Origin of the sequence: Streptomyces sp. NPDC058289, from assembly GCF_042880975.1 — a bacterium.
Classification (GTDB): Bacteria; Actinomycetota; Actinomycetes; order Streptomycetales; family Streptomycetaceae; genus Streptomyces; species Streptomyces stoeckheimensis.
Genome location: NZ_JBHVYI010000009.1, coordinates 93,584 through 114,409, shown reverse-complemented (window position 1 = coordinate 114,409; position 20,826 = coordinate 93,584). Strand labels below are relative to the sequence as shown.

The following is a 20,826-nucleotide window of genomic DNA, read 5'->3' as shown; positions in this document are numbered from 1 at the left end:
GGCGGGACCGCAAGAACGCCGTTTTCATCCATTGATCCGCTTGGAGGGGGAGCCGCAGCATGACGCAGGACCAGGAACGGCGACAGGAGCAGAGGGACGCATCGCGAGGCGCATCGCGTGACGAACCGCGCGACGAACCGCGGGGGGACGCCGGGGCGCCGCCGATGGTGGTCGTGGACGACGTGCGGCGCAGTTTCGGGACGGGCCAGCAGGCGGTGCACGCCCTGCGCGGAGTGTCCTTCGAGGTCCGCCGCGGCGAACTCACCGCGCTCAAGGGCAGGTCCGGTTCCGGCAAGACCACTCTGCTGAACCTGGTCGGCGGCCTCGACACCCCGACCGGCGGCAGTGTCGCCCTCGACGGCACCGACCTGGCCGGCCTCGACGAGGACGGCCGCCTCGCGCTGCGCCGGGACCGGATCGGCTTCGTGTTCCAGTCCTTCGGCCTGATCCCCGCCCTGACCGCCGCCGAGAACGTCGGCGTCCCGATGCGGCTGCGCAAGGTACCGGCGAAGCAGCGCGAGGAACGGGCCCGCACCCTGCTCGCCCTCGTCGGCCTCTCCGAGCACACCGAGCAGCGCCCCGGCGAACTCTCGGGCGGCCAGCAGCAGCGGGTCGCCGTCGCACGAGCCCTCGCCAACGAGCCCGATCTGATCATCGCCGACGAGCCGACCGGCCAGCTCGACTCAGACACGGGCCGCCAGATCATGCGGCTGCTGCGCGCGGTGGTGCGCAGCGAGGGGGTCACGGCGCTGGTCGCCACGCACGACCCGGCGCTGATGGAACTGGCGGACCGGGTCGTGGAGCTGCGCGACGGGCGCATCGTGGAGGCTTCGTCCGGGGAGGACGACCCGGCTTCCGGGGAGTTGACTGCGGCGCCGTAGGGCCCGTGGGCCCCGCAGGGCTCCGGCCCCGCGGGGAGGGCGGCGGGCCCTACTCGGTGTGCAGGGCCGCGGCGATGGTCATCCGGGCCGCCGAGCGGGCCGGGATCAGCGCGCCCAGGACGGCGATCGCGACCCCCGCGCACAGCATTCCGGCGAGCTGCGGCGCGTGCCAGACGTCCTTCATCGACTCGGGGAAGGCGACGATGCCCACGTTGTCCACGACGAGCCGGTGCGCCACGATCCCGAGGGGGATCCCGAGCAGGCCGCCGACCAGGCCGAGTCCGGTCACCGAGGTCACCGTCATCGCAATTACCTGGCGCGGGGTCATGCCGATCGACTTGAGCATGCCCAGGTCGCGGCGGCGGTCGCGGGTGTTCAGCAGGACGGTGTTGAAGACGCCGAGCGAGGCGACGAGGGTCAGCATGACCGAGAACACCGAGGAGAAGCCGATGACCGTGGTGGTCGCGGCGTTGCCCGAGTACCCCACCTCGGAGTGCAGTCCGGGGTCGGCCGCGTCGACGGCGTCCGCATAGGCGCGGGCGTCCGCCCCTGGGGCGAGCCGGACGGTGTAGTCGACCGCGCGGTTGTCCGGGGCGAGTTGGCCGAGGGTCTCCCACGTGGACTCCAGGGAGCGTGCGTCGCTGTCGATCAGCTGCCCGACGACGGTCGCGGCCGTCCGCCTCCCGTTGGCCTCCAGGGTGACCCGGTCACCGACCGCAAGCCCCCGTTCGGTGAGGAAGGAGGGGCCCGCCGCGATCTCGCCGGGTCCGCTGGGCGGCCGGCCTTCCACGAAGGCCCCGGCCGGGGACGGGCTACCCCGGTAGAAGCTCCCGAACGCAGGCTGTGTGTACCCGACCAGCCCGATCTGGGTCAGCCCGCGGGCCCTTACGTCCTGCGCGCCCAGCGACCGCAGCCGCTCCTCGATCTGCGCGTCGCTCAGCAGCGGCTCGACGGGGTTGTTGCCGTGGCCGCCGACCTGGACGTTGACCACCGGTCCGCCGGGGCCGCTGCGGCCGGTCTGCGCGTACGAGACCATCGTGCTGGTCAGCCCCGTCGCCAAGGTCACCGTGGCGACACCGAGGAGGATGGCGGCCGTGGTCATGAAGGCGCGGCCGGGGCGGGCGAACGGGTGGCCGAGGCCCAGGCTGACGGAGCGCGGCAGCCGCGAGGAGGCGAGCACGCGCTGGACGCGCAGCCCGCGCCCGGTGCGGGGCGCGCCGCCTGCGCTGATGGCCTGCGCGGCCGGCAGCCGGTGCGCGCGCAGGGCCGGTACGAGCGCGGTCACCAGGACCAGGGCGGGCATCCCGGCCAGGCACGCGACGCTGAGCCAGGGCGAGAGGGTGCCCACGCCCGCCATCCCCGTCTCGATGCCGGAGAACGCGATCTGCAGGATGGGCGCGGCCAGCGCGTTGCCGAGCAGGGTGCCCAGCAGGCAGCCGGCCACGGCGGGGACCGAGACCATCGTCAGGTAGACGGCGACGACCTGGTTCGGCGTGAAGCCGACGGCCTTGAGCACACCGATGTGCCGGCTGCCGGAGACCACGGCACCACTGACCACGTTCGCGACGATCAGGGCGGAGACGAGCAGGCCGAGGACGCCGAAGAGGGCGATGAAGGGCAGATAGGCGTCCGCGCGGGCGGAGAAGGCCTTCTTGAGGGTGAGATGGGTCTGCGCGGCCGTCACCGAGTCCGCGGGAAGTCCCTCCGTGGCCCGGGCGAGCGAGTCGCGCAGCTGCGCGCCCGTGGACGGGTCGGTGAAGCGGTAGAGCATCTGCGTGGCGGTCGGGTGGAGGGCCGCGGCCTGCTCGGGCGTCACCCAGGCGGCGGCCGACTTGCTCATGCTCGTCGCGAAGCCGACGACGGTGAGCGTCGGGCGCCCGGGTGCTTCCAGCTTCGTGCCGAGGAGATCGGCGTACGGGGTCCCGTCCAAGCCCCAGTTGACGACGATCTCGCCGGGTCCTTGCGGCCAGTGCCCCATCAGGACGTCGACCCGGTCCACCGGGCCCGCCGGATCGGCGCGGCCCACCACGGTGAGGGGGCCGGCCGGCATCCAGAGCCAATCCCCGGGGACGTCGACGACAGCCTGGGGGAACGGGCCGGCGGCGGCCGCGACCCCGGGGCGGTGCGCCGTCTGCGCGAGCTGGGCGTCGGAGACCTTAGCGGGGTCGTACGCGGCCACGGTGTGCGCGCCGCGCTGCGCGGTGTACGCCTTGTCGAAGGGGCCCGAGGCGGCGGCGAGCAGGCCGAGCGCGAGCAGGACGGTCGTGGTGGAGCAGAGGACGACGAGGCCGATGACGAACGTCTGGACCCTGCGGCGCTTCACGGCGGCGCGGGAGGCCCGCCACACGGCGCTCACGCGGAACGCTCCAGGGTTTCGCCGTCCGGGTTCTCGCTGCCGAGCTCCCCGTGGTCCAGGTTCTCGCCGTCCAGCGCACGCTCGCGGGCCACGCGGCCGTCGGCCATCTCGACGAGGCGGCCGGCGCAGCGGGTTGCCAGATGCGGGTCGTGGGTGACGATCAGCAGGGTCTGACCTATCTGGTTGAGGTCGATCAGCAGGTCCATCACCTGCTCGCCGGAGCGGCTGTCGAGGGCGCCGGTCGGCTCGTCGGCCAGGAGCAGCGCCGGACGGTTCATCAGCGCGCGGGCCACGCCCACGCGTTGGCGCTCGCCGCCGCTGAGCGTCGCCGGGTAGTTGTTGCGCCGGTCGGCGACTCCGAGCTCGTCGAGGAGTTCCAGGGCGCGGCGGCGGGCCTGGCGGGCGGAGGTACCGGTGAGCTGGGCGGCCAGCGCGACGTTGTCGAGCGCCGGCAGGTCGTCGATGAGGTTGAAGAACTGGAAGATCATGCCGACGTCGCGGCGGCGGTAGAGGGCGAGGCCGGTCTCCGTCAGGCCGCCGAGGTCCTGGCCGTGCACGGTGATCGCCCCGGCGGTCGGCCGGTCCAGGCCGGCCACCATGTTGAGCAGGGTGGACTTCCCGCAGCCGGAGGGGCCCATCACGGCGACGGCTTCGCCCCGGCGGATCTCCAGGGACAGGGCGTCGAGCGCCAGGGTGTCGCCGTACTCCTTCGATACGCGGTCCAGGCGGACGACGACTTGGCCGGTGGTGTCGTGATGAGGTGTCATGGCACGAACCTAGAAGGCAGGTCGGACGTGCCGCGTCACCCCCCGGATGTAAAGGGGAGGCCGCGTCATCCTGGGGATGTACGCGAGGGCAGGACCCGGAGAGTGATGTGGACTACGCGGGATGCCTGAGAGGGTCGGGTGGGAGAATCTTGGAAGCGTGAGGGCCGTGAGGGCCGTGAGGACCACGGGCGGGGGAGGGGAGTTGCTGTGACGACGGGATGGGTGGTCGCTGCCGTGGTGGCCACGGTGGGTGTGGTGTCGGCCGGGTTCGGGCTGACCGTGGCGCTCCTGCGGGCCCGCGCGGCGCACCGGGCGGCGATCGAGGAGCGCGGCTGGCTGCTGGAGCGGGAGCGGGAGACCGCGGCCCGGACGGCCGTGGACGCGGAGCGGGCCCGGATAGCGGCGGAGCTCCACGACATAGTCAGCCACAACGTGAGCCTGATGATCGTCCAAGCCGGGGCCGCCCGCGAGGTGTTGGCAACGATGCCGGTGGAGGCGGCGGCCGCGATGGCCGCAGTGGAGAAGGCCGGGCGTACGACCATGACCGAACTGCGGCACCTGCTGGGCCTGCTCGCGCCCGCGCAGGACGGCCGTGACGAACCGTACGGGGGGAGCGCCGCCGAAAGACGGGACCCGGCGGCGGAGCTGGCGCCGCAGCCGAGCCTGAGCCGGCTCAGTCCGCTCATCGACCGGATAGCCTTCGCAGGGCTGCCGGTCGAGGTACGGATATCCGGCGAACCGCGGCCGCTGCCGGCCGGGATCGATGTCACCGCCTACCGAATCATCCAGGAGGCGCTGACCAACGCACTCAAACACGGGGACGGGGTGAAGGCCGAGGTGACGGTGAGATACGCGGACCAGGCACTGAGGGTCGAGGTGCTCAACAGCGGACCGAGCGTGCTGTCCGGAGACCGGATACCGGCGGAGACGGGGAGGCGCGCCCCGGCGGCGTCTACCGCGTCCACTGCCGCCACCGCGTCCACTGCCACCGCGTCCACTGCCACCGCGTCCGCCGCCTCCGCCGCGTCGCGCCCGAAGGCGGACGGCGCCGGGCACGGGCTGGTCGGGCTGCGTGAGCGGGTCGCCGTGTACGGAGGGGACTTCGACGCACGCCGTCGCCTCGGCGGCGGCTACCGTGTCCGCGCCCGCCTCCCGCTGGAGCGGCCGTGACCACGCAGGCCCCGGCCGCCGAGCCGGACCGGATGGCCTCCTCGCCCCGGGTGGTCATCGCCGACGACCAGGAACTCGTCCGCACCGGATTCCGCATGATCCTCACCGCCCGGGGGATCGACGTGGTGGGGGTCGCCGCCGACGGGGTGGAGGCCGTCTCGGAAGTGCGCCGTCTGCGTCCCGACGTCGTCCTCCTCGACATACGCATGCCCCGCCTGGACGGACTGGAGGCCGCCCGGCAGATCCTCGCCGAAGCCCCGGGATGCCGGGTGATCATGCTGACCACCTTCGACCTCGACCAGTACGTCTACGCCGCCCTCGCAGCCGGAGCCAGCGGGTTCCTGCTCAAGGACGTCACCCCCGAGTACCTCGCCAACGCCGTACGGCTGGTCGACACCGGCGATGCGCTGCTCTCCCCGTCGATCACCCGTCGGCTGGTGGAGCGCTGCGCCTCGGCATCGGCCGCACGCGGTGGCGGTACCGCGGCGCCCCACCCCGACTTGGACGCCCTCACCCCGCGCGAGCGGGAGGTGCTCACCCTCATGGGCCACGGCCTCTCCAACACCGAACTGGCCCAGGAGTTCACGCTCAGCGAGGCCACCGTGAAGACCCATGTGGCCCGGATCTTCGCCAAGCTGAGCCTGCGCGACCGCGCCCAGGCGGTCGTCCTGGCCTACGAGACGGGCCTGGTCACCCCGGGGACGGGGTAAGGGAGTTCCCGCTCGGGTTCCCCCGGCCGACCTGGTGTCACGGCAACTCGCGCGTGAGCCATACGTGCTCACCACGGTCGTCCGTGGCAACGCGATGCCGCTCGAATCCGATCTTCTCGAGGACACGGAGCGACGGTGTGTTCCATGGGCCGACGGTCGACCAGAGCCGCTTCCGCCCCGTCGCGGTGGCGGCATCGACCACCGCCGCGGCCGCCTCGGTGGCGTAGCCGTGCCCGTGCACGCTCTGGAAGAGCTCGTACGCGATCTCCGGCTCTTCCAGGGTGGAGCGGCCGATGATCAGCCCGCAGTAGCCGATGAAATCGCCCTCGTCACGGCGCTGGACGGGCAGGAGGGCGATCCCCGTCGTCGCCGTCGCGGCGAGCAGCTCCGCGATGGACGTCCGGATGTCCTCAACCTTGTGGGTTCCCTTGCCGCGTTCGGCGAGGAGGTCGCAGAACGCGGCGGCGTCCGACTCGGCCCACGGCCGCAGTATCAGCCGCTCGGTCTCGAGGTGGAACGACATCGTCTCGTACGTAGTCATGCTCCTCACTCTGCCCCACGGGCCCCCGCGCGTGCGGCCGGAGTGCAGGGCCTGTCCTGCGGATCAGGCCTGGGGCGGGCCGGAGTTCGACAGGAGGTGCAGGCGCAGGGCGAGTTGGAGCTCCAGGGCGCGGGCGGGGGAGTTCCAGTCCTCGCCCAGGAGCCGGCGGATCCGGTCGAGGCGCTGCACGACGGTGTTCACGTGGATGTGCAGTGCCTCCTTGGCCTTGGAGAGGCTCGCCCCGTGGACGTAGTAGGCCTGGAGGGTGCGGACCAGCTCGGTGCCGCGCTGGGCGTCGTAGTCGATGACGGGGCCGAGCACCTGGTCGACGTACCCGCCGACGTCACCGTGGTCCCCGAGCAGCAGGCCGACGAAGCCCAGGTCCGGCAGGGCGGCCCCGTGGCCGGTGTGGCCCAGTGCGTGCAGGGCCCGCAGGCAGCGCACGGCCTCGGCGTACACGCCCGGCAGCCCGCCCGGGTCGCCGGCCGGTCCGGCGGAGCCCACGGTGACGGGCGCGCCCACCGCCTGCCCCAGCTCCGCCGCCAGGGAGCGTGCGAGGTGCCCGGGCCGCTCGGCCGGGGCGAGCAGCACGACGTGGCCCTCGTGCAGCCCGGCCAGGCCGTCGAGGGCGCGGGCGCGGCGTGCCGCCTCCGTCGACAGCCGGGGCCGCAGCGCCGCGTCGCAGTGGAGCACCAGGAGGGAGTGGGGGCGTGCGAGGTCGACGCCGAGTTTGCGGGCGCGGATCCTCCGGCTGTCGGTGTCGGGGGTGTGCCCGGGGCTCCGCGGGGTCAGCAGTTCGCTGAGGAGCTCGCCGCGCACCCGGTCTTCGGCGTGGGCCACCGAGCGGCGCAGCAGCAGGAGGAGCGCGGTGACCAGGCCGGTGCGCTCGAACAGCCGCCGGTCGCTGTCCGACAGGTCCGCCCGGCCCGTCAGGGCGATGCTGCCCAGGAGTTCGGGGCCGGCCAGGACGGCGCAGACCCACACCCCGTCGACCGGTACGGCCCGGCCCCCGGAACGGGAGGCCGCCACCCCCTGGGCGGGCGCGCCGATCGGCTCGGTGGCGACCCGGGCCAGCTCGGCGCCGTCGGCGTCGTGCACCACCAGCCCGCCCCGCAGCAGCGCGGCCACCTCCCGGGCCACATCGGTGACGTCCCCGCCGCGCAGGACCAGATCGGTGAGCCGGTCGTGGGTCTCGGTGGCCAGCCGCGCGGCCTCGCTGTGGGCCCGGGCCGTCTCGGTGGCGGCGTTCAGCTCGACCAGCGCCGTACGGGTCTCCTCCAGCAGCCGCGCCCCGTCGATGGCGACGGCGGCGTGGTCGGCCAGCGAGGAGAGCAGCGCGACCGCGTCGGGGGCGAACTCGCGCACCGACCGGTCGGCGGCGTAGAGCACCCCGATGACCCGCGAGGCGACGCGCAGCGGCACACCGAGGATCCCCCGCAGCCCCTCCTCGCGCACCCCGGCGTCGATGGTGCTGGTGTGCCGGAAGCGGTCGTCGGCGCGGTAGTCGGAGCTGGCGTACGGCCGGGCCGTCTGCGCGACGAGACCGCCGAGCCCCTCGCCCATGCCGAGGCGCAACTGCTGGAAGGCGGCGGAGACGGAGCCGTCGGTGACCCGCATGAAGGTATCGCCCACCACGGGGTCGTTGAGCGTGAGGTAGGCGCAGTCCGTGCCGAGCAACGTCCGGGCCCGCCGCACGATGGCCCGTAGCACCGCGTCGAGATCGCGCAGCGCCGCGAGGTCGCCGGCCGTGTCGAACAGGGCGGTGAGCTCCGCCTCCCGCCTGCGGTGCTGGTCGAGCGTGCGCCGGATGTCGAGGGCGACCCGGGTCGCCTCGTCCACGAGGTCCTGATCGACGGCGCCGGCACCGGCGGTACGGGCCTGCGCGCCGGGCCGCGCGAAGTGCTCGACGGGCGCGCCCTGGGCGAGCAGGTCCAGGAGCTGCCGCAATGCGGCCGCGGGCGCGGAGGGATCGTTCACGGGGGCCATGCTGGCAGCCCTTCGCTACGGGGTGGCGAGCGGGTCCGCCCGCCGGACCGGAGGCACGGTCACGGCGGGCGGCCCGTCGGTCGGGCGGGCTCGGGTAGGCGGGCTCAGGTGGGATCGGAGACCGCGCCGGCGCCGGCGTACCCGCTCCCCGCGGTCACCCCTGCCGGCGCCGCTGCTCCCGCCTCTGCGCCCGCTTTCGGGACGGACAGGTCGCGGCCCCGGGTCTCGCGGGCGAAGAGGACGGTGAGGGTGGTGACGAGGGCGGCCGCGGACAGGTAGACGGAGACCGGCACGGAGGAGCCGTAGTCCTTCAGGAGCTCGACGGCGATGATCGGGGCCAGGGCCCCCGCGATGATCGAGGCGAGCTGGGAGCCCATCGAGGCGCCGGAGTAGCGGACCCGGGTGTCGAACATCTCCGAGATGAAGGCGGCCTGCGGCCCGTACATGGCCCCGTGCAGTAGCAATCCGGCGGTGACGGCGAGGGTGATGACCGCGAAGGACTTCGAGTCCACCAGCGCGAAGAACGCGAACGCCCACAGCGCCATGCCGACCGAACCGATCAGCGTCACCGGCCGGCGCCCGATCCGGTCCGACAGTGCGCCCCAGGCCGGGATGGTCAGGAAGTGGACGGCCGAGCCGATCAGGAGCGCATTGAGCGCGGTGGTCTTGGGGAGCCCGAGGTGGGTGGTGACGTAGACGAGGAGGAAGGAGGTCAGGACGTAGTACGAGATGTTCTCGCCGAAGCGCGTGCCGATGGCGGTCAGCACTTGCCGCCAGTCCTTGCGGAACACCTGCACCACGGGCGCCTTCTCCTCCTCGGCCCGTCCCGCGGCCGCTGCCTGCGCCGCCAGGAAGACGGGCGACTCGGACACCGAGAGGCGGATCCACAGGCCGACCACCACGAGGACCCCGGAGAGCAGGAAGGGGATCCGCCACCCCCAGGCGAGGAACGCGGCATCGGACTGCACGGCGGCGAGCAGCGCGAGCACCCCGGTGGCGAGCAGATTCCCCCCGGGAGCCCCGGACTGCGGCCAGGAGGCCCAGAACCCGCGGTGTTCGGCCCCGCCGTGCTCGGACACGATCAGTACGGCCCCGCCCCATTCGCCGCCCAGCGCGAACCCCTGCACCAGGCGCAGCGCGGTCAGCAGGATCGGCGCTCCGACCCCGATGCTCGCGTGGGTGGGCAGCAGCCCCATCGCGAAGGTCGCCCCGCCCATCATCAGCAGGCTCAGCACCAGCAGCTTCTTGCGCCCGACCTTGTCTCCGAAATGCCCGAAGACCACCCCGCCCAGGGGCCGGGCGAGGAAGCCGATGGCGTAGGTGAGGAAGGCGATGAGGGTGCCCGTGAGCGGATCCGCGGTGGGGAAGAACAGCTTGTTGAAGACCAGGGCGGCGGCGGTCCCGTAGAGGAAGAAGTCGTACCACTCGATGGTGGTCCCGATGAGGCTGGCGGCAACGATGCGCCGGATTCCGGATGGAGCCTGCGGGACGGTTCCGGGGGAGACCATGTGCACCACTTCCAGGGTGTCTGCGGGGACGTCGGGTGTGGCCACAACGTAGAAGTCCCCAGGTCAATCGCATATGTGGCCTGCCATCACAATCGGGCCACGACTGGTGTGCCCGCGCACCACATGACGCGAACACCAACCCAGCAACCCCTCCGGAGCGGGGTCGTGACACCCTGTCGGAATTGCAGAGTCAAGCCTGTTTTGGGGACGCGCTACTGGCTCCCGTGCTGGTTTGGTGCTGACCTGAAACCCCGCGTCAGCACCCCTCGCAACCCACCCCGTGCTGGCTCGGTGCTGGTTACGCTGCGTTGAGCGCGACCTGTTTGGGGTCGAGGGGGCAAAGCGGAAGCGCAGAGAATCAGGCAGTCCGACACCCTGATGGTGCTGCACATGGCAGGAGGCGGCAGTTGGGCCACGGTCGTCTCCCATCCTCGCGACTCGTGGGTTCCGATACCGTCCTGCGAAAAAGGTGGCTCCACCCGCAGTCCCATGCCTCGAAGAGCAACGAGGCGTTCGCGACCGGCGGCTCCACGGGCGACACGGCCAAGGCCGCCGCGTGCACGATCAAGACGGTCGAGGCCAACACCGGGCTCCGCATCGACAACTTCATGATCGTCGACTTCCGTGGCTTCACTGGCATGGTCAACGCGCTCGACGGTGTCGAGATCTGTCCGAAGGAACCCGTCCGGGACAAGAAGGCCGGCCTCGACCTGCCCGCGGGATGTCAGACGGTCAAGAACGAGCACGCGCTGGCGTACGTCCGTGCCCGCTATAGCGTCGGTGACGGTTCCGACATCGGCCGGATCGGGCGCCAGCAGGAATTCATGGAGTCCCTTGCCCGGCGCGCCAAGGACAAGCTCTACAGCCCGACCGCGCTCTACGGGTTCCTCGACGCCGCGACGAAGTCCCTGACCACCGGCAAGGAGCTGGCCGACCTCAAAGCCCTCACCGATCTCGCCACCCAGCTGAAAGGGATACCCGCGGAGCGCATCGCGTTCGTGACCGTGCCGAACTACCCGCGCGAGCGGGACCTGCCCAGCGACAAGGCGAACGTGACCTGGAAGCAGCCGGCCGCCCGTCAGCTGTTCACCGCCCTTACGGAAGACCGCGAGGTCACCAAGGCGGACCTGGCGAAGTCCAGCGCCGACCTGCCCGTGGCGGCCGGCCGCGTCCAGGTGAAAGTCCTCAACGCCACGGGAGTCTCCGGACGAGCCCAAGGTCGCCGGGCAGCTGCGCGGACTCGGCTTCCAGGTCGTGGCCACCGGCAACGCCCCGGCGGCCACGAAGAGCTCCCTCACCTACCCGGCCGGGATGGAGTCGCAGGCGAAGGCCCTCGCGGGACGCCTGCCGGGGCTCACAGCCGAGCAATCAGGCGCCGGATCCGCTTCGGTGCTCGTTCTCACAGTCGGCCCGGAGCTGCCGCCGCCGTCCTGATGCATCGGACCGCTCGTTCTCCCGGACCGGTTGAGGCGGGTCATCACCCGGTCCCGTCGAGAGGGCTACTCGGGGTCAATTTTCACCCGATCTGACGTTTCGCGTGATTCGTCTTGCCTGGGGGCCAGCGCGCACGCGAGCGGGGTGCTTCCCGCTGTTCCCATGGGCTCTGCCGCTCTGGGCGCTGCCAGGACGGTCGGGTGGAGCGCCGCCTGACGGGAACTTTATGTGCTGGTTTGATTACTGTTTGTGTTCATGGTGATCAGGGCGGTACGCAGGGGCAGCCGACGCCCTGGGTCGTGGAGCGGGGCGGTGTTGACGCTCGCCCTGGCTGCCCTCCTGCATCTGCTGCTCTGCGCTCATGGGCCGATGTCCCCGGACTCGGCTCGCGTAGACACCCTGTCGGCGGAGGCTGCGGCCTCGCCGGGCTGCGGATCGGCCTTCGTGCGCTCCGAGCGGGTCGGCGCAGCACAGATGGGCCCGACTGACGGCGACGCCAGCGGATGTGTGGACGCGGATGAACCCACTCTGCGGGCCCCTCGCGACGTTGCGGCGCCGGCGACCGCGGTCGCCGGCTCTCCGACGACCCCCGAGTCGGTGCCAGCCGCGACGCTGCTCGGGTTCGAGGGCGGCCATCCGCCGGGGGCGATCGGTGGCCCGGGTGTTGTGAGGGGAGACCGGGCGCTGCTCGGGGTATGGCGGACCTGACCGGAGGCTGAGCCGCGCCTGACGCGGTGGGCGTACTCGCCTGCTGCCGCGGCTCTCCCGATCAGCCCCCGGACACCCCAGCACGGCCGCTCGCGCGCCTTCGCACGCGCCCCGGCCGAGGGAGAAGCGCGTCATGAACTCCTCTGCTCCGTTCACCCTTTCCGCCTCGCCCGCCCAACTCCTGGCCGAGACCAAGCGCCCCACGCTCACCCCTGCCGGCCTGGTCGGCAACACGCCCACCCTGTGGGTGGGTGAGCCGTTCACCGCCGCCGGGCGGGGATTCTGGGCCAAACTCGAAGGCTGCAATCCCGGCGGGATCAAGGACCGTACCGCCCTGTACATGGTTCAGGCCGCCCGCGAACGCGGTGAACTCCGCCCCGGCGCGCGGATCGTCGAGTCCAGCTCGGGAACACTCGGCCTGGGTCTGGCTCTGGCCGGAGTGACCTTCGGCCACCCCGTCACCGTCGTCACCGACCCTGGCATGGAGCCACTGATGACCGGCCTGCTCACCGCCTACGGCGCCGACGTCGAGCTGGTCGACGCTCCGCATCCGGTCGGTGGCTGGCAGCAGGCGCGTCGGGAGCGGGTGGAAGAACTCCTCGCCGCCGATCCGGGCTCCTGGTGCCCAGACCAGTACAACAACCCCGACAACGTGACCGCATATCGGCCGCTGGCCCACGAACTCGTCGCCCAGCTCGGCCGGATCGACGCCCTCGTCGTGAGCGTGGGCACCGGCGGACACTCCGCAGGCATCGCCTCCGGCCTGCGCGATTTCTTCCCCGACCTGCGGGTGGTGGGCGTGGACACCACCGGCTCCACGATCTTCGGCCAGCCCGCCGCACCCCGCCTGATGCGCGGACTGGGCAGTAGCATTTACCCCGGCAATGTCGCCTACGACCTGTTCGACGAGGTCCACTGGGTCTCCGCCGCCGAAGCGGTCTGGTCGGCCCGCGCACTCGCGCGCAACCGCTACGCGAGCGGCGGCTGGAGCGTCGGCGCGGTCGGCCTCACAGCCCGATGGCTGGCCAGGACCATGCCCGCCGAGTCGAGGATCGTCGCCGTCTTCCCCGACGGACCCCAGCGCTACGTCGGCACCGTCTTCGACGACGCGTACTGCGTCGCGCACGACCTCCTGGACCACCGGCCCGCCGACGACCCCGACGAAGTCACCTACCAGGGCGAGAAGACGATCACCTGCTGGACCCGGTGCACCACCGTCCTCGATCCCCTCGGCGCCATCCACCGCGGCGAGTCGGCCGGAGCGTCCCGATGAAGGCGCTGTGGCGACAGACCGCCTCCTTCCCACCCGCGGTACGCCTTCTGATGGCCAACCAGTTCGCCATCAACCTCGCCTTCTACATGCTCATGCCCTACCTGGCCGCCCACCTCGCAGGCGGCCTCGGCCTGGCCGCCTGGGCCGTCGGCCTGGTGCTCGGCGTACGCAACCTCTCCCAGCAGGGCATGTTCCTCATCGGCGGCACCCTCGCCGACCGCTACGGCTACAAGGCCCCGATCATGGCCGGATGCCTGCTCCGCACCCTCGGGTTCGGACTGCTCGGCTGGGTCGACACCCTGCCGGCCCTCATCGTCGCCTCCGCCGCCACCGGATTCGCCGGCGCCCTCTTCAACCCGGCCGTACGGGCCTACCTCGCCGCCGGGGCCGGGGACCGGCGCGTGGACGCCTTCGCCACCTTCAACGTCTACTACCAGGCCGGCATGCTCCTCGGCCCGCTCGTCGGACTCGCCCTCCTGGCAGCGGACTTCCGGGTCGTCTGCGGGGCGGCGGCCCTCATCTTCGCCGCGCTGACCCTGCTGCAATGGCACGCCCTGCCCGACCGCGAAGGCAGCAGCTCGGCGGGAGGCTCCCCTGAGGGAGTGCTGGCTCAGTGGCGGACCGTCGTGGCCAACCGACCGTTCCTGCTCTTCTCGATCGCGATGATCGGGTCCTACGTCCTGACCTTCCAGGTGTACCTCGCCCTGCCCCTGGCCGCAGGGGACGCCCTCGGTGATGTGGCGGGAACCCGGGCCACCAGCGGCCTGTTCGTCGTATCGGCGGCTGTCGCCGTGGCCGGGCAGCTCCGGCTGACGGGCTGGGCGAAACGCCGCTGGACTGCGGGCCAGGCCCTGGCGCGAGGGCTGGCCGCCATGGGCCTGGCCTTCCTCCCGCTGGTGTTCACCCCCTCCGGAGCTCCGTACCTGTCGCTGGTCTCCCTGACGGCGGCAGTGGTGCTCCTCGCCGTGGGCGGCGCCATCGTCTTCCCGTTCGAGATGGACACCGTCGTGGCCCTGTCCGGCGACCGCCTGGTCGCCACCCACTACGGGCTCTACAACACCGTCTCCGGCCTCGGCATCACCCTCGGCAACTTGGTCACCGGCGCGCTGTGGGACTTCGCCGTCCGCCAGCAGGCCCTGTGGATCACCTGGCTCGCCCTCACCACGATGGGGTTGGTCTGCGCGGCCGCCGTCGGCGTCCTGGCCAGGAGCGGACGCCTGACCGCCCCGGGAGGTGTGCTCGCCCCGGCCTGAGTTACGGGAAACCGAACGGCCCTGCCACCCCCAGATGGGGGTGGCAGGGCCGCCGTAGGCAGGCGCGGTGTGAGAGGTCAGCCAAGTACGGGTGCCTCCCGCTGCGCTGTCGCATCCGCGTCGACGGCATCGACCCGTGTGGCGAGCCGCTGGGCGAGGACTCCGAAGACGATCGCGAACACGCCCCACAGGACGACCTGGACGGCCAGCGAGGCGACCCGGAACTCCCACAGCAGTGCTGCGGGGAAACCGGGCTTGACCGCGTCGTCGTTCGCCGGCAGTTCCCGCGCTGGTTCGGCGCCGACCGAAACCCCACGTCAGCACCCCTCGCCACCCACCTCGCCGCTTCCGATTCCGCCCGCCGGCCTGCCGCCGGCCCGATAAGGGCTGGCGGCAGGCCGCATTTCGGCCAGAATCACGCAATCAGCGGACATCCCATCAAGCCGAAGAGACGCTGCATGTGGGAAGGCCAGTCCCGCTTTCCGAAGGGGAACAAGGCAACAGCCGGACTTTCCAGCTGTGTTCGAGAATCGAAGGAGGGCAACATCCTCATGCAACGGTTCACACGACTCTGTGCCGCATTCGGACTCGCTGTGGTCGCAGGAGCGGCATCTGTGCCCACTGCCCAGGCGTCTACGACGACCATCGAAAGGGACGTGTCGATCACTGCGTACCAGAACTGCCCGGTTGGCTGGTTCTGTGTCTGGGAGGACCCGGGCGGATGGGGCAGGATGGCGCGCTTCCAGACGGGTTCCGATGACCTCAGCGACTTCAACTTGAACGACCAGATCTCCTCGGTGTGGAACAGGACGGGCAGGACGTTCTGCACCTGGCTGAACATCAACCGCGACGGTGCCACGTGGCCTGTGGGGAACTGGCAGGGCCATACCTCCCAGTACAACAGGAACGACAACATCAGCTCCCTGCGAGTGGGGGCATGCTGATCACCCCGCCCGGGCTGTAAAGGGTGCCGCAAAGTCAGTTGTGGCGCGATCGAAGCGACACGAGGGCTCAATGAGTCGTCGGTGTCCGCTGCGAAGTGGGTGCCGTCGCTGACGTCCCCGGCCGTCGCGGGCGAGGTGGATTTTGGGGGCTCGGTCCGCTGCGGGACGGGGGCGGGTGTCAGCGTCGCAGAGCTGAACGGAGCGTGAGTCCGTGGTGGCGCCGCAGCCGGTGCAGCTCCCAGCAGGACAGGGTCGTCACCGTGAGGGGGGCGCCGAGGATGAAGACCACCCGGGCGCCCGCCGGGACCTGTTCGTAGGCCCCGGTGATCAGGTCCAGGAGCGCCGTCTCCCACACCAGGACACCGGCGAGGATCGGAGGCAGCACTTCGTGGATGTCGGCGGTGCGGAAGACGTGCACCAGCGACAGTCCGATGCCGTAGAGGGCGAAACCGACCGACCAGAGGGCCAGTGCGACGATGACGATCTTCCCGGGCAGCCCCACGGCGTCGCGCAGTCCTGCCAACTCCGGGGCCATGGCGAGGGCGGAGGTGCCCATGGACGCCATGATGGCCAATACCGAGCCGAGCGGGCGCAGGGCCCGACGCAGGTACACCCGGCGCAGTCCGTCGCGTGCGGCTGCCACGAAGGCGCCGACCACCACGGGGAAGGTGCAGACGAGCACCAGGACGCTGGACCAGCTCTGGTTGAGGCGTTCGCTCGCCACGCCCTCGACATCGGCGGCGCTCGCGACGGCGTTGTAGGTGATCATCAGGCCCACCCAGGCGACGAGTCCCAGCCCGGTCCGCCACAACTGGAGCTTGCGCACCTCCCGGTCGTCGACGATCCCGGGGCGCGAGGGACGGAAGGTCCGCTGGGCGGCGTACAGGGGGTTGTAGAGGCCGCGCAGGATCATCCGAGCTCGCGAAGGCTCCGCGGGCGGAGGCGGGGCCGGCGGGTAGGGGGCTGCGTACGGGTATCCCGGCGGCGGGCCGGGCTGGGCGTACGGGTATCCCTGCGGGGGGACCGGTGGAGCGTAGGGGTGTCCCGGCGGCGGGCTCACGGCGCCGCCGGCCGGGTCACCGTACCCGCCGCCGCCACCGCCACCGCCATAGCCATAGCCACCGCCCCCGTACCCACCACTGCCGTAACCGCTCATGCCACGCACCCCCGATGTCCTGCCCGGTCGAACGCTGGCATCCTAGGTCCTGCCCCTGCGTGTGCCTGGACGAGCAGGTGGTCGATGGGGAGGTGGCGGCGGCCGCGGTGGTCGATGCGGTGAGCCCGCATGCTCGGGACCATCCCGGCCGGCACGGACAACGGCGGTTCCTGTCAGACCCGGACGGTACGCGCCCCGTCTCGCTGCGGAGGGGCAACGCCCGAGTACCGGGGCGTCGATGCGTACGGTCCCGTGCCGCTGAAGGCACTGGCTCTGGCCGGGGTGGTGATCGCCGTGGGGGGCGCGCTGCTGCCGGCAGGATGGCGTGCAGGAAGGGCGGCGGCAGCAGCCTGGGAGTCCGTGCCACTGGGCGACGTCCAGCTCTTTTCGTCCGGTTCGCACACGCGCTGACATCACGGAACGGCACTGGGAGCATACGCAGCCGGGGCTCGGCGATGTCGGGGCGAGCAGGGTGAGGGGCCCACTTCGGCTCCCGTGCTGGTTCGGCGCTGACTACGCAGTCGTGGCTGTTGCGGTACGCCGAGGAGAGGTCGACATGGGAGCATCCGCACTGGCAGCAGGGGGCGATGCCCTGTTGCCAGTGCGGCCCTGTCACACGGCCCGGGCCCGAGGGTGCCCGTGCCCTCTGAGGCTACTCAGAACCCCACCCCCCCTTTTCTTGCGAGCGGGGCTTCGACGTGTCCAGCGCGCGTTCTGATCTGGCCGTGGTCCGTGGTCGGCAGGGGCACAGCGCGGAAGGGCTGTGACCTTCACGTGCCGGCGGTTCGCCGGGCCTACGGGGTCATCCGATTCTGACGCGGTAGCCAGGGTTGCCGGTGCCGGAGGCGATCGTGCCCTGGTTTGACCAGTTAGTTGCGCCTGCTTCGTTGGTCTCGTTGAAGTAGGCGGTCAACGCCCCGTTGTCGGCGAGGATGAGGTAGTCGGCCCGGGCGTCACCCCCGACGTCAGCGAACCGGACCTGGGTTCCGGTCCAGGATGCGGAGCCGGTAGCGATGGTGCTCACATTGCCCCAGCCGCCGTGGCCGTCACCACCCTGGTTGATGAACGAGCGGACGGCGCCGTTGTCCTCGACGATCAGGTAGTCGGCCCGGGCGTCGCCACCGACGTCGGCGAAACGCACGTCCTCGGCCGTCCACTGAGCGGAGCCCGAGGCGATGGCGCCGTAGTCATCCCACTTGACGGTTCCGTCAGCCCGGGTGGTGTTGATAAACGCGCGGACCCCTCCGTTGGGGGAGAGGATGAGGTAGTCGGCCCGGGCGTCACCCCCGACATCGGCGAAACGGATTTGGGATGCGTTCCAGGAGGCCGAGCCGGAGGCGATGGTGCCGGCGTCCTGCCAGCCGCCGTGGCCGTCACCGCCCTGGTTGACGAGCGCGCGGACCGCTCCGTTGGGGGAGAGGACGAGGTAGTCGGCCCGGGCGTCACCCCCGACATCGGCGAATCGCACCTGTGCACCGGTCCATGACGCTGAGCCGGAGGCGATGGTGCCGTAGTCGGACCACTTCACCTTGCCGTCCGCGCCGGTGGAGTTCACCCACGCGCGAACCGCTCCGTTGTCCTGGACGACGAGGTAGTCCGAGCGCCCGTCACCGTTGACATCGACGCGGTAGTCACCGGCCGCCGCACCCTGGCCGACCCCGGGGGGCGCGGGCTTGACCGTGACCTCCGGGACGATCCACTTCTTCTGTGAAGCGGTGGCGACGCCGCCCTGGAAGGCCCGGGCCATCTTGGCGTAGCCGTTGTTGTTCGGATGGAGGTTGTCGTCCAGGTCTGCCACCGACAGCTCGCCCATGCTGACCTGGGTGATGCGGTAGCCGCGTGCGGCGCGGTCGGTGACGATCCCGGGGATGGTCCGGTTGTAGGCGTTGACCCGGGCCTGTACGGCAGGGTCGGCGGCCGGGACCAGCGAGGCGACCACGACCACCGTGTCCGGGGACGAGTCGTGGATCTGATCGATGAGCCGGCCGAGCCGCTGCGGTGCGGTAGCCACCTCGTAGTTGCGGTTCATGTCGTTGGTGCCCAGATGCAGCACCACCACGTTGGGTCTGGCATCGGCCATCCAGCGATCGATGTTCGCGCTGATCTGGTCGATGCGCCACCCGGAGTGGCCCTCGTGCCGGGACCCCTCCGCATCCTGCATGGAACCCACGAACTTCACGTCAGCCGCGTCCTGGGCGAGCATCTGTGTGAGCGCGGGCCGGTAGCCGGTCCGAGTACTGCTCCCCACTCCCAAGGTGATGGAGTCACCCAGAGGCATCACCGCGAGACTTATGTGTCCGCTCATCTTGCGACCGGTGATGAAGCTGATGACACCGACGACCGCCGCGCCCGCAGCCAGCACGAGCTCCCCGCCCGAAAGGATGACGATGGCGCCCAGGGCAAGACCTACGAGATGCCCGTGAACGTACTCCCATGACTGGTGCGGGTTGCCGGGCTGGCAGGGCTCCATGGTGGGTTTCAACTGACCCGAAGCCGAGGTCGTGAGGCATTCTTTGGTGCTCTCGTTGACCACGTGACGCCCACCGGAAACACCTGACGGCTGATGACTCCACAACTCCTCGCCATGGTAATCGTTGTTGCCGTGGTTCGAATGCCCTCCCGATACATGGTCGGCGCCTGCCGTCAGGCTCTGATTCGCATTTCCGTCCATGATGTATACGGGATTGGAACCCTGGTCGCCGGCGGGAAAGCCGGCAGTATCCCAGTGTCGGAGATCAATGGGATCCATGGCCCATTGAAATTCATCAGGGATTTCGGATGTGAAGGCGCCGGTGGTGAGCTGCCCGTTGGCGGGGTCCGTCGACCGGGCAACAAATCCCGGGCCCATATTGCTGGCCATGCTCTGGAGGCTTGAAGTTGTCGTGCTGTACAGCCACAGCTGGTTCAGGGCGTCCCTGTCGCGGCATTCCGCTTGCTGGAGAACGTTGAGTGACACGTCGAGGGTGAGGCACTTTTCGGTTTGTGTGTTGATCAATTTGTGAGCGACGTTGCTTCCGTCGGAGACGAAGTCCTCAGCCCTCCAGACCTGGCTCAGTTCGCGCTTCCATGCTTCTCGCGCCGCCGCGGTGCCGTCCACCGTGGTGCCGTTGGGGATGGAGATGGCCGAGTTCTTGGGTCCGGTGGGATTGGTGAAGCGGTAGGTCCAGCCCTGGTTCGCCCCCCTGGCTGCCATCGGGCTGAACAACACAGGGAGGTGGTCGCTTGCGCTGTTGCGGATTGAACTCCAAGGAGCCGCAGTCGATGCGTTGAAGAAGTTCGCGGCCAGCGACGTCACCATGTAATCAAGCGTGTTACCCCGCAGCTGTGAACCCTGAGCGGGGCTCACCACAGTTGAATTCGCCGGTCGGTTGGGGTCGTTGCGCATCAGCGACGGATCGCGGTTGTAGTCTCCCATAACCGCCCAGTTCCACGGGTCCCCTCCCGAGGGTGGGGGATTCGCGGCCCCATAGGCTGCCGTCGCGTCGCGTACCGCAGTGACGAGTCCCACCCCGTCGTTGCCGTTCCCGGAGAAACCATGGATCGATGCGTACACCATCCGGATGTCATTGTGCGCAATGAGCAGTGCCGGACGAGAGTCCAGAATGGTCGGATGTCGAACCAGTTCCACGTGATCTGCCCGTTGGGTGGTAATGATTCCCAAGGGCTGGGTTGCATTTCTCGCCAGATAAATGTACCGGACGTCGGTCGCGTCTCTGTCAATCCTCCACTCGTACTCCCAGATGTCCGGACCTATCTGCCGTAGGAGGGTGCTCCCACGCGGCGAATTGGGTGGAACCGGCACGAGCTGACCGTCGCGCGGGACTTCCTGAAGGGCAATGACACCAAAACTTCGGGAAATCTCCGCGACCGCTGACCACATGTCTCCACCGCCAGTGGAGTGCAGCATGTTGAACGTCGCCATGAACCTTTTCCGGTCCGGCGGAGCAGCGGAGGCCGGCGCTGCCGCGGCGATCACGCCGACCAGGCCGATGAGGAGTGCCAGCACGCAGGACACCGCTGTCCCCGCCCGCCAAGGTGGGGCCGCCTGACGGGCTGCTGCTGGCGCAGCCAGCGGCGGAAGTGAACATCTGCGTCTGGAATCCATGGTTGATCACCTTCTGTGGTGCTGTTGGCTGAGG

15 protein-coding genes and 1 pseudogene are annotated in these 20,826 nt (G+C 70.6%); 8 read left to right on the top strand and 8 right to left on the bottom strand.

Annotation, left to right across the window (positions count from 1 at the left end; all coding sequences use genetic code 11):
- Positions 1-164: 164 nt before the first annotated feature.
- Positions 165-881 carry an ABC transporter ATP-binding protein gene (locus ACFVX6_RS06830; protein WP_389688766.1) on the top strand — a complete coding sequence of 239 codons (717 nt, stop codon included), beginning with the start codon at positions 165-167 and terminating at the stop codon, positions 879-881.
- 49 nt (positions 882-930) lie between these two features.
- On the opposite strand, the gene ACFVX6_RS06825 is transcribed toward ACFVX6_RS06830, so the two are convergent.
- A complete protein-coding gene (locus tag ACFVX6_RS06825) occupies positions 931-3,237 on the bottom strand; it encodes an FtsX-like permease family protein (RefSeq protein WP_389688697.1) in 2,307 nt (768 codons plus the stop codon).
- Positions 3,234-4,004, bottom strand: coding sequence for an ABC transporter ATP-binding protein (locus tag ACFVX6_RS06820; RefSeq protein ID WP_389688695.1), 771 nt, complete (start codon positions 4,002-4,004; stop codon positions 3,234-3,236). The genes ACFVX6_RS06825 and ACFVX6_RS06820 overlap by 4 nt, the downstream gene beginning before the upstream one ends.
- A gap of 207 nt (positions 4,005-4,211) precedes the next feature.
- Between ACFVX6_RS06820 and ACFVX6_RS06815 the strand changes: the two genes are divergently transcribed.
- Both ACFVX6_RS06815 and ACFVX6_RS06810 read left to right on the top strand, forming a co-directional pair.
- On the top strand, positions 4,212-5,174 hold the full coding sequence (locus ACFVX6_RS06815) for a sensor histidine kinase (RefSeq protein ID WP_389688693.1): 963 nt from the start codon (positions 4,212-4,214) through the stop codon (positions 5,172-5,174).
- A gap of 32 nt (positions 5,175-5,206) precedes the next feature.
- A complete protein-coding gene (locus ACFVX6_RS06810) occupies positions 5,207-5,884 on the top strand; it encodes a response regulator (protein WP_389688764.1) in 678 nt (225 codons plus the stop codon).
- 37 nt (positions 5,885-5,921) lie between these two features.
- Here ACFVX6_RS06810 and ACFVX6_RS06805 read toward each other — a convergent pair whose 3' ends face one another.
- The 3 genes from ACFVX6_RS06805 to ACFVX6_RS06795 form a co-directional block, all read right to left on the bottom strand.
- Positions 5,922-6,425 carry a GNAT family N-acetyltransferase gene (locus ACFVX6_RS06805; protein WP_389688691.1) on the bottom strand — a complete coding sequence of 168 codons (504 nt, stop codon included), beginning with the start codon at positions 6,423-6,425 and terminating at the stop codon, positions 5,922-5,924.
- A 63-nt stretch (positions 6,426-6,488) separates the two neighbouring features.
- Positions 6,489-8,411, bottom strand: coding sequence for a helix-turn-helix domain-containing protein (locus ACFVX6_RS06800; protein ID WP_389688689.1), 1,923 nt, complete (start codon positions 8,409-8,411; stop codon positions 6,489-6,491).
- Positions 8,412-8,515: 104 nt separating this feature from the next.
- A complete protein-coding gene (locus ACFVX6_RS06795; RefSeq protein WP_389688762.1) occupies positions 8,516-9,919 on the bottom strand; it encodes an MFS transporter in 1,404 nt (467 codons plus the stop codon).
- Between the two features lie 440 nt (positions 9,920-10,359).
- Here ACFVX6_RS06795 and ACFVX6_RS06790 point away from each other — a divergent pair.
- The 4 genes and pseudogenes from ACFVX6_RS06790 to ACFVX6_RS06775 form a co-directional block, all read left to right on the top strand.
- Positions 10,360-10,710 (top strand): annotated as a pseudogene (locus ACFVX6_RS06790) (LCP family protein); the annotation flags it as partial.
- 463 nt (positions 10,711-11,173) lie between these two features.
- Entirely contained in the window at positions 11,174-11,353 is a 180-nt protein-coding gene (locus ACFVX6_RS06785; RefSeq protein ID WP_389688760.1) for a hypothetical protein, read from the top strand.
- Between the two features lie 841 nt (positions 11,354-12,194).
- Entirely contained in the window at positions 12,195-13,334 is a 1,140-nt protein-coding gene (locus ACFVX6_RS06780; protein WP_389688687.1) for a PLP-dependent cysteine synthase family protein, read from the top strand.
- Entirely contained in the window at positions 13,331-14,587 is a 1,257-nt protein-coding gene (locus ACFVX6_RS06775) for an MFS transporter (protein ID WP_389688685.1), read from the top strand. The genes ACFVX6_RS06780 and ACFVX6_RS06775 overlap by 4 nt, the downstream gene beginning before the upstream one ends.
- A gap of 77 nt (positions 14,588-14,664) precedes the next feature.
- On the opposite strand, the gene ACFVX6_RS06770 is transcribed toward ACFVX6_RS06775, so the two are convergent.
- Positions 14,665-14,820 carry a hypothetical protein gene (locus ACFVX6_RS06770; RefSeq protein WP_389688758.1) on the bottom strand — a complete coding sequence of 52 codons (156 nt, stop codon included), beginning with the start codon at positions 14,818-14,820 and terminating at the stop codon, positions 14,665-14,667.
- Positions 14,821-15,045: 225 nt separating this feature from the next.
- Here ACFVX6_RS06770 and ACFVX6_RS06765 point away from each other — a divergent pair, with 225 nt between their 5' ends.
- Entirely contained in the window at positions 15,046-15,531 is a 486-nt protein-coding gene (locus tag ACFVX6_RS06765) for a peptidase inhibitor family I36 protein (RefSeq protein WP_389688683.1), read from the top strand.
- Between the two features lie 178 nt (positions 15,532-15,709).
- On the opposite strand, the gene ACFVX6_RS06760 is transcribed toward ACFVX6_RS06765, so the two are convergent.
- Together ACFVX6_RS06760 and ACFVX6_RS06755 are read right to left on the bottom strand one after the other, a co-directional pair.
- The gene (locus ACFVX6_RS06760; protein ID WP_389688681.1) at positions 15,710-16,444 is read right to left on the bottom strand and encodes a hypothetical protein; all 735 of its coding nucleotides are present in this window, start codon (positions 16,442-16,444) and stop codon (positions 15,710-15,712) included.
- Positions 16,445-17,489: 1,045 nt separating this feature from the next.
- Positions 17,490-20,693, bottom strand: a complete 3,204-nt coding sequence (locus ACFVX6_RS06755) for a GDSL-type esterase/lipase family protein (protein ID WP_389688679.1) — start codon at positions 20,691-20,693, stop codon at positions 17,490-17,492.
- Positions 20,694-20,826 lie beyond the last annotated feature (133 nt).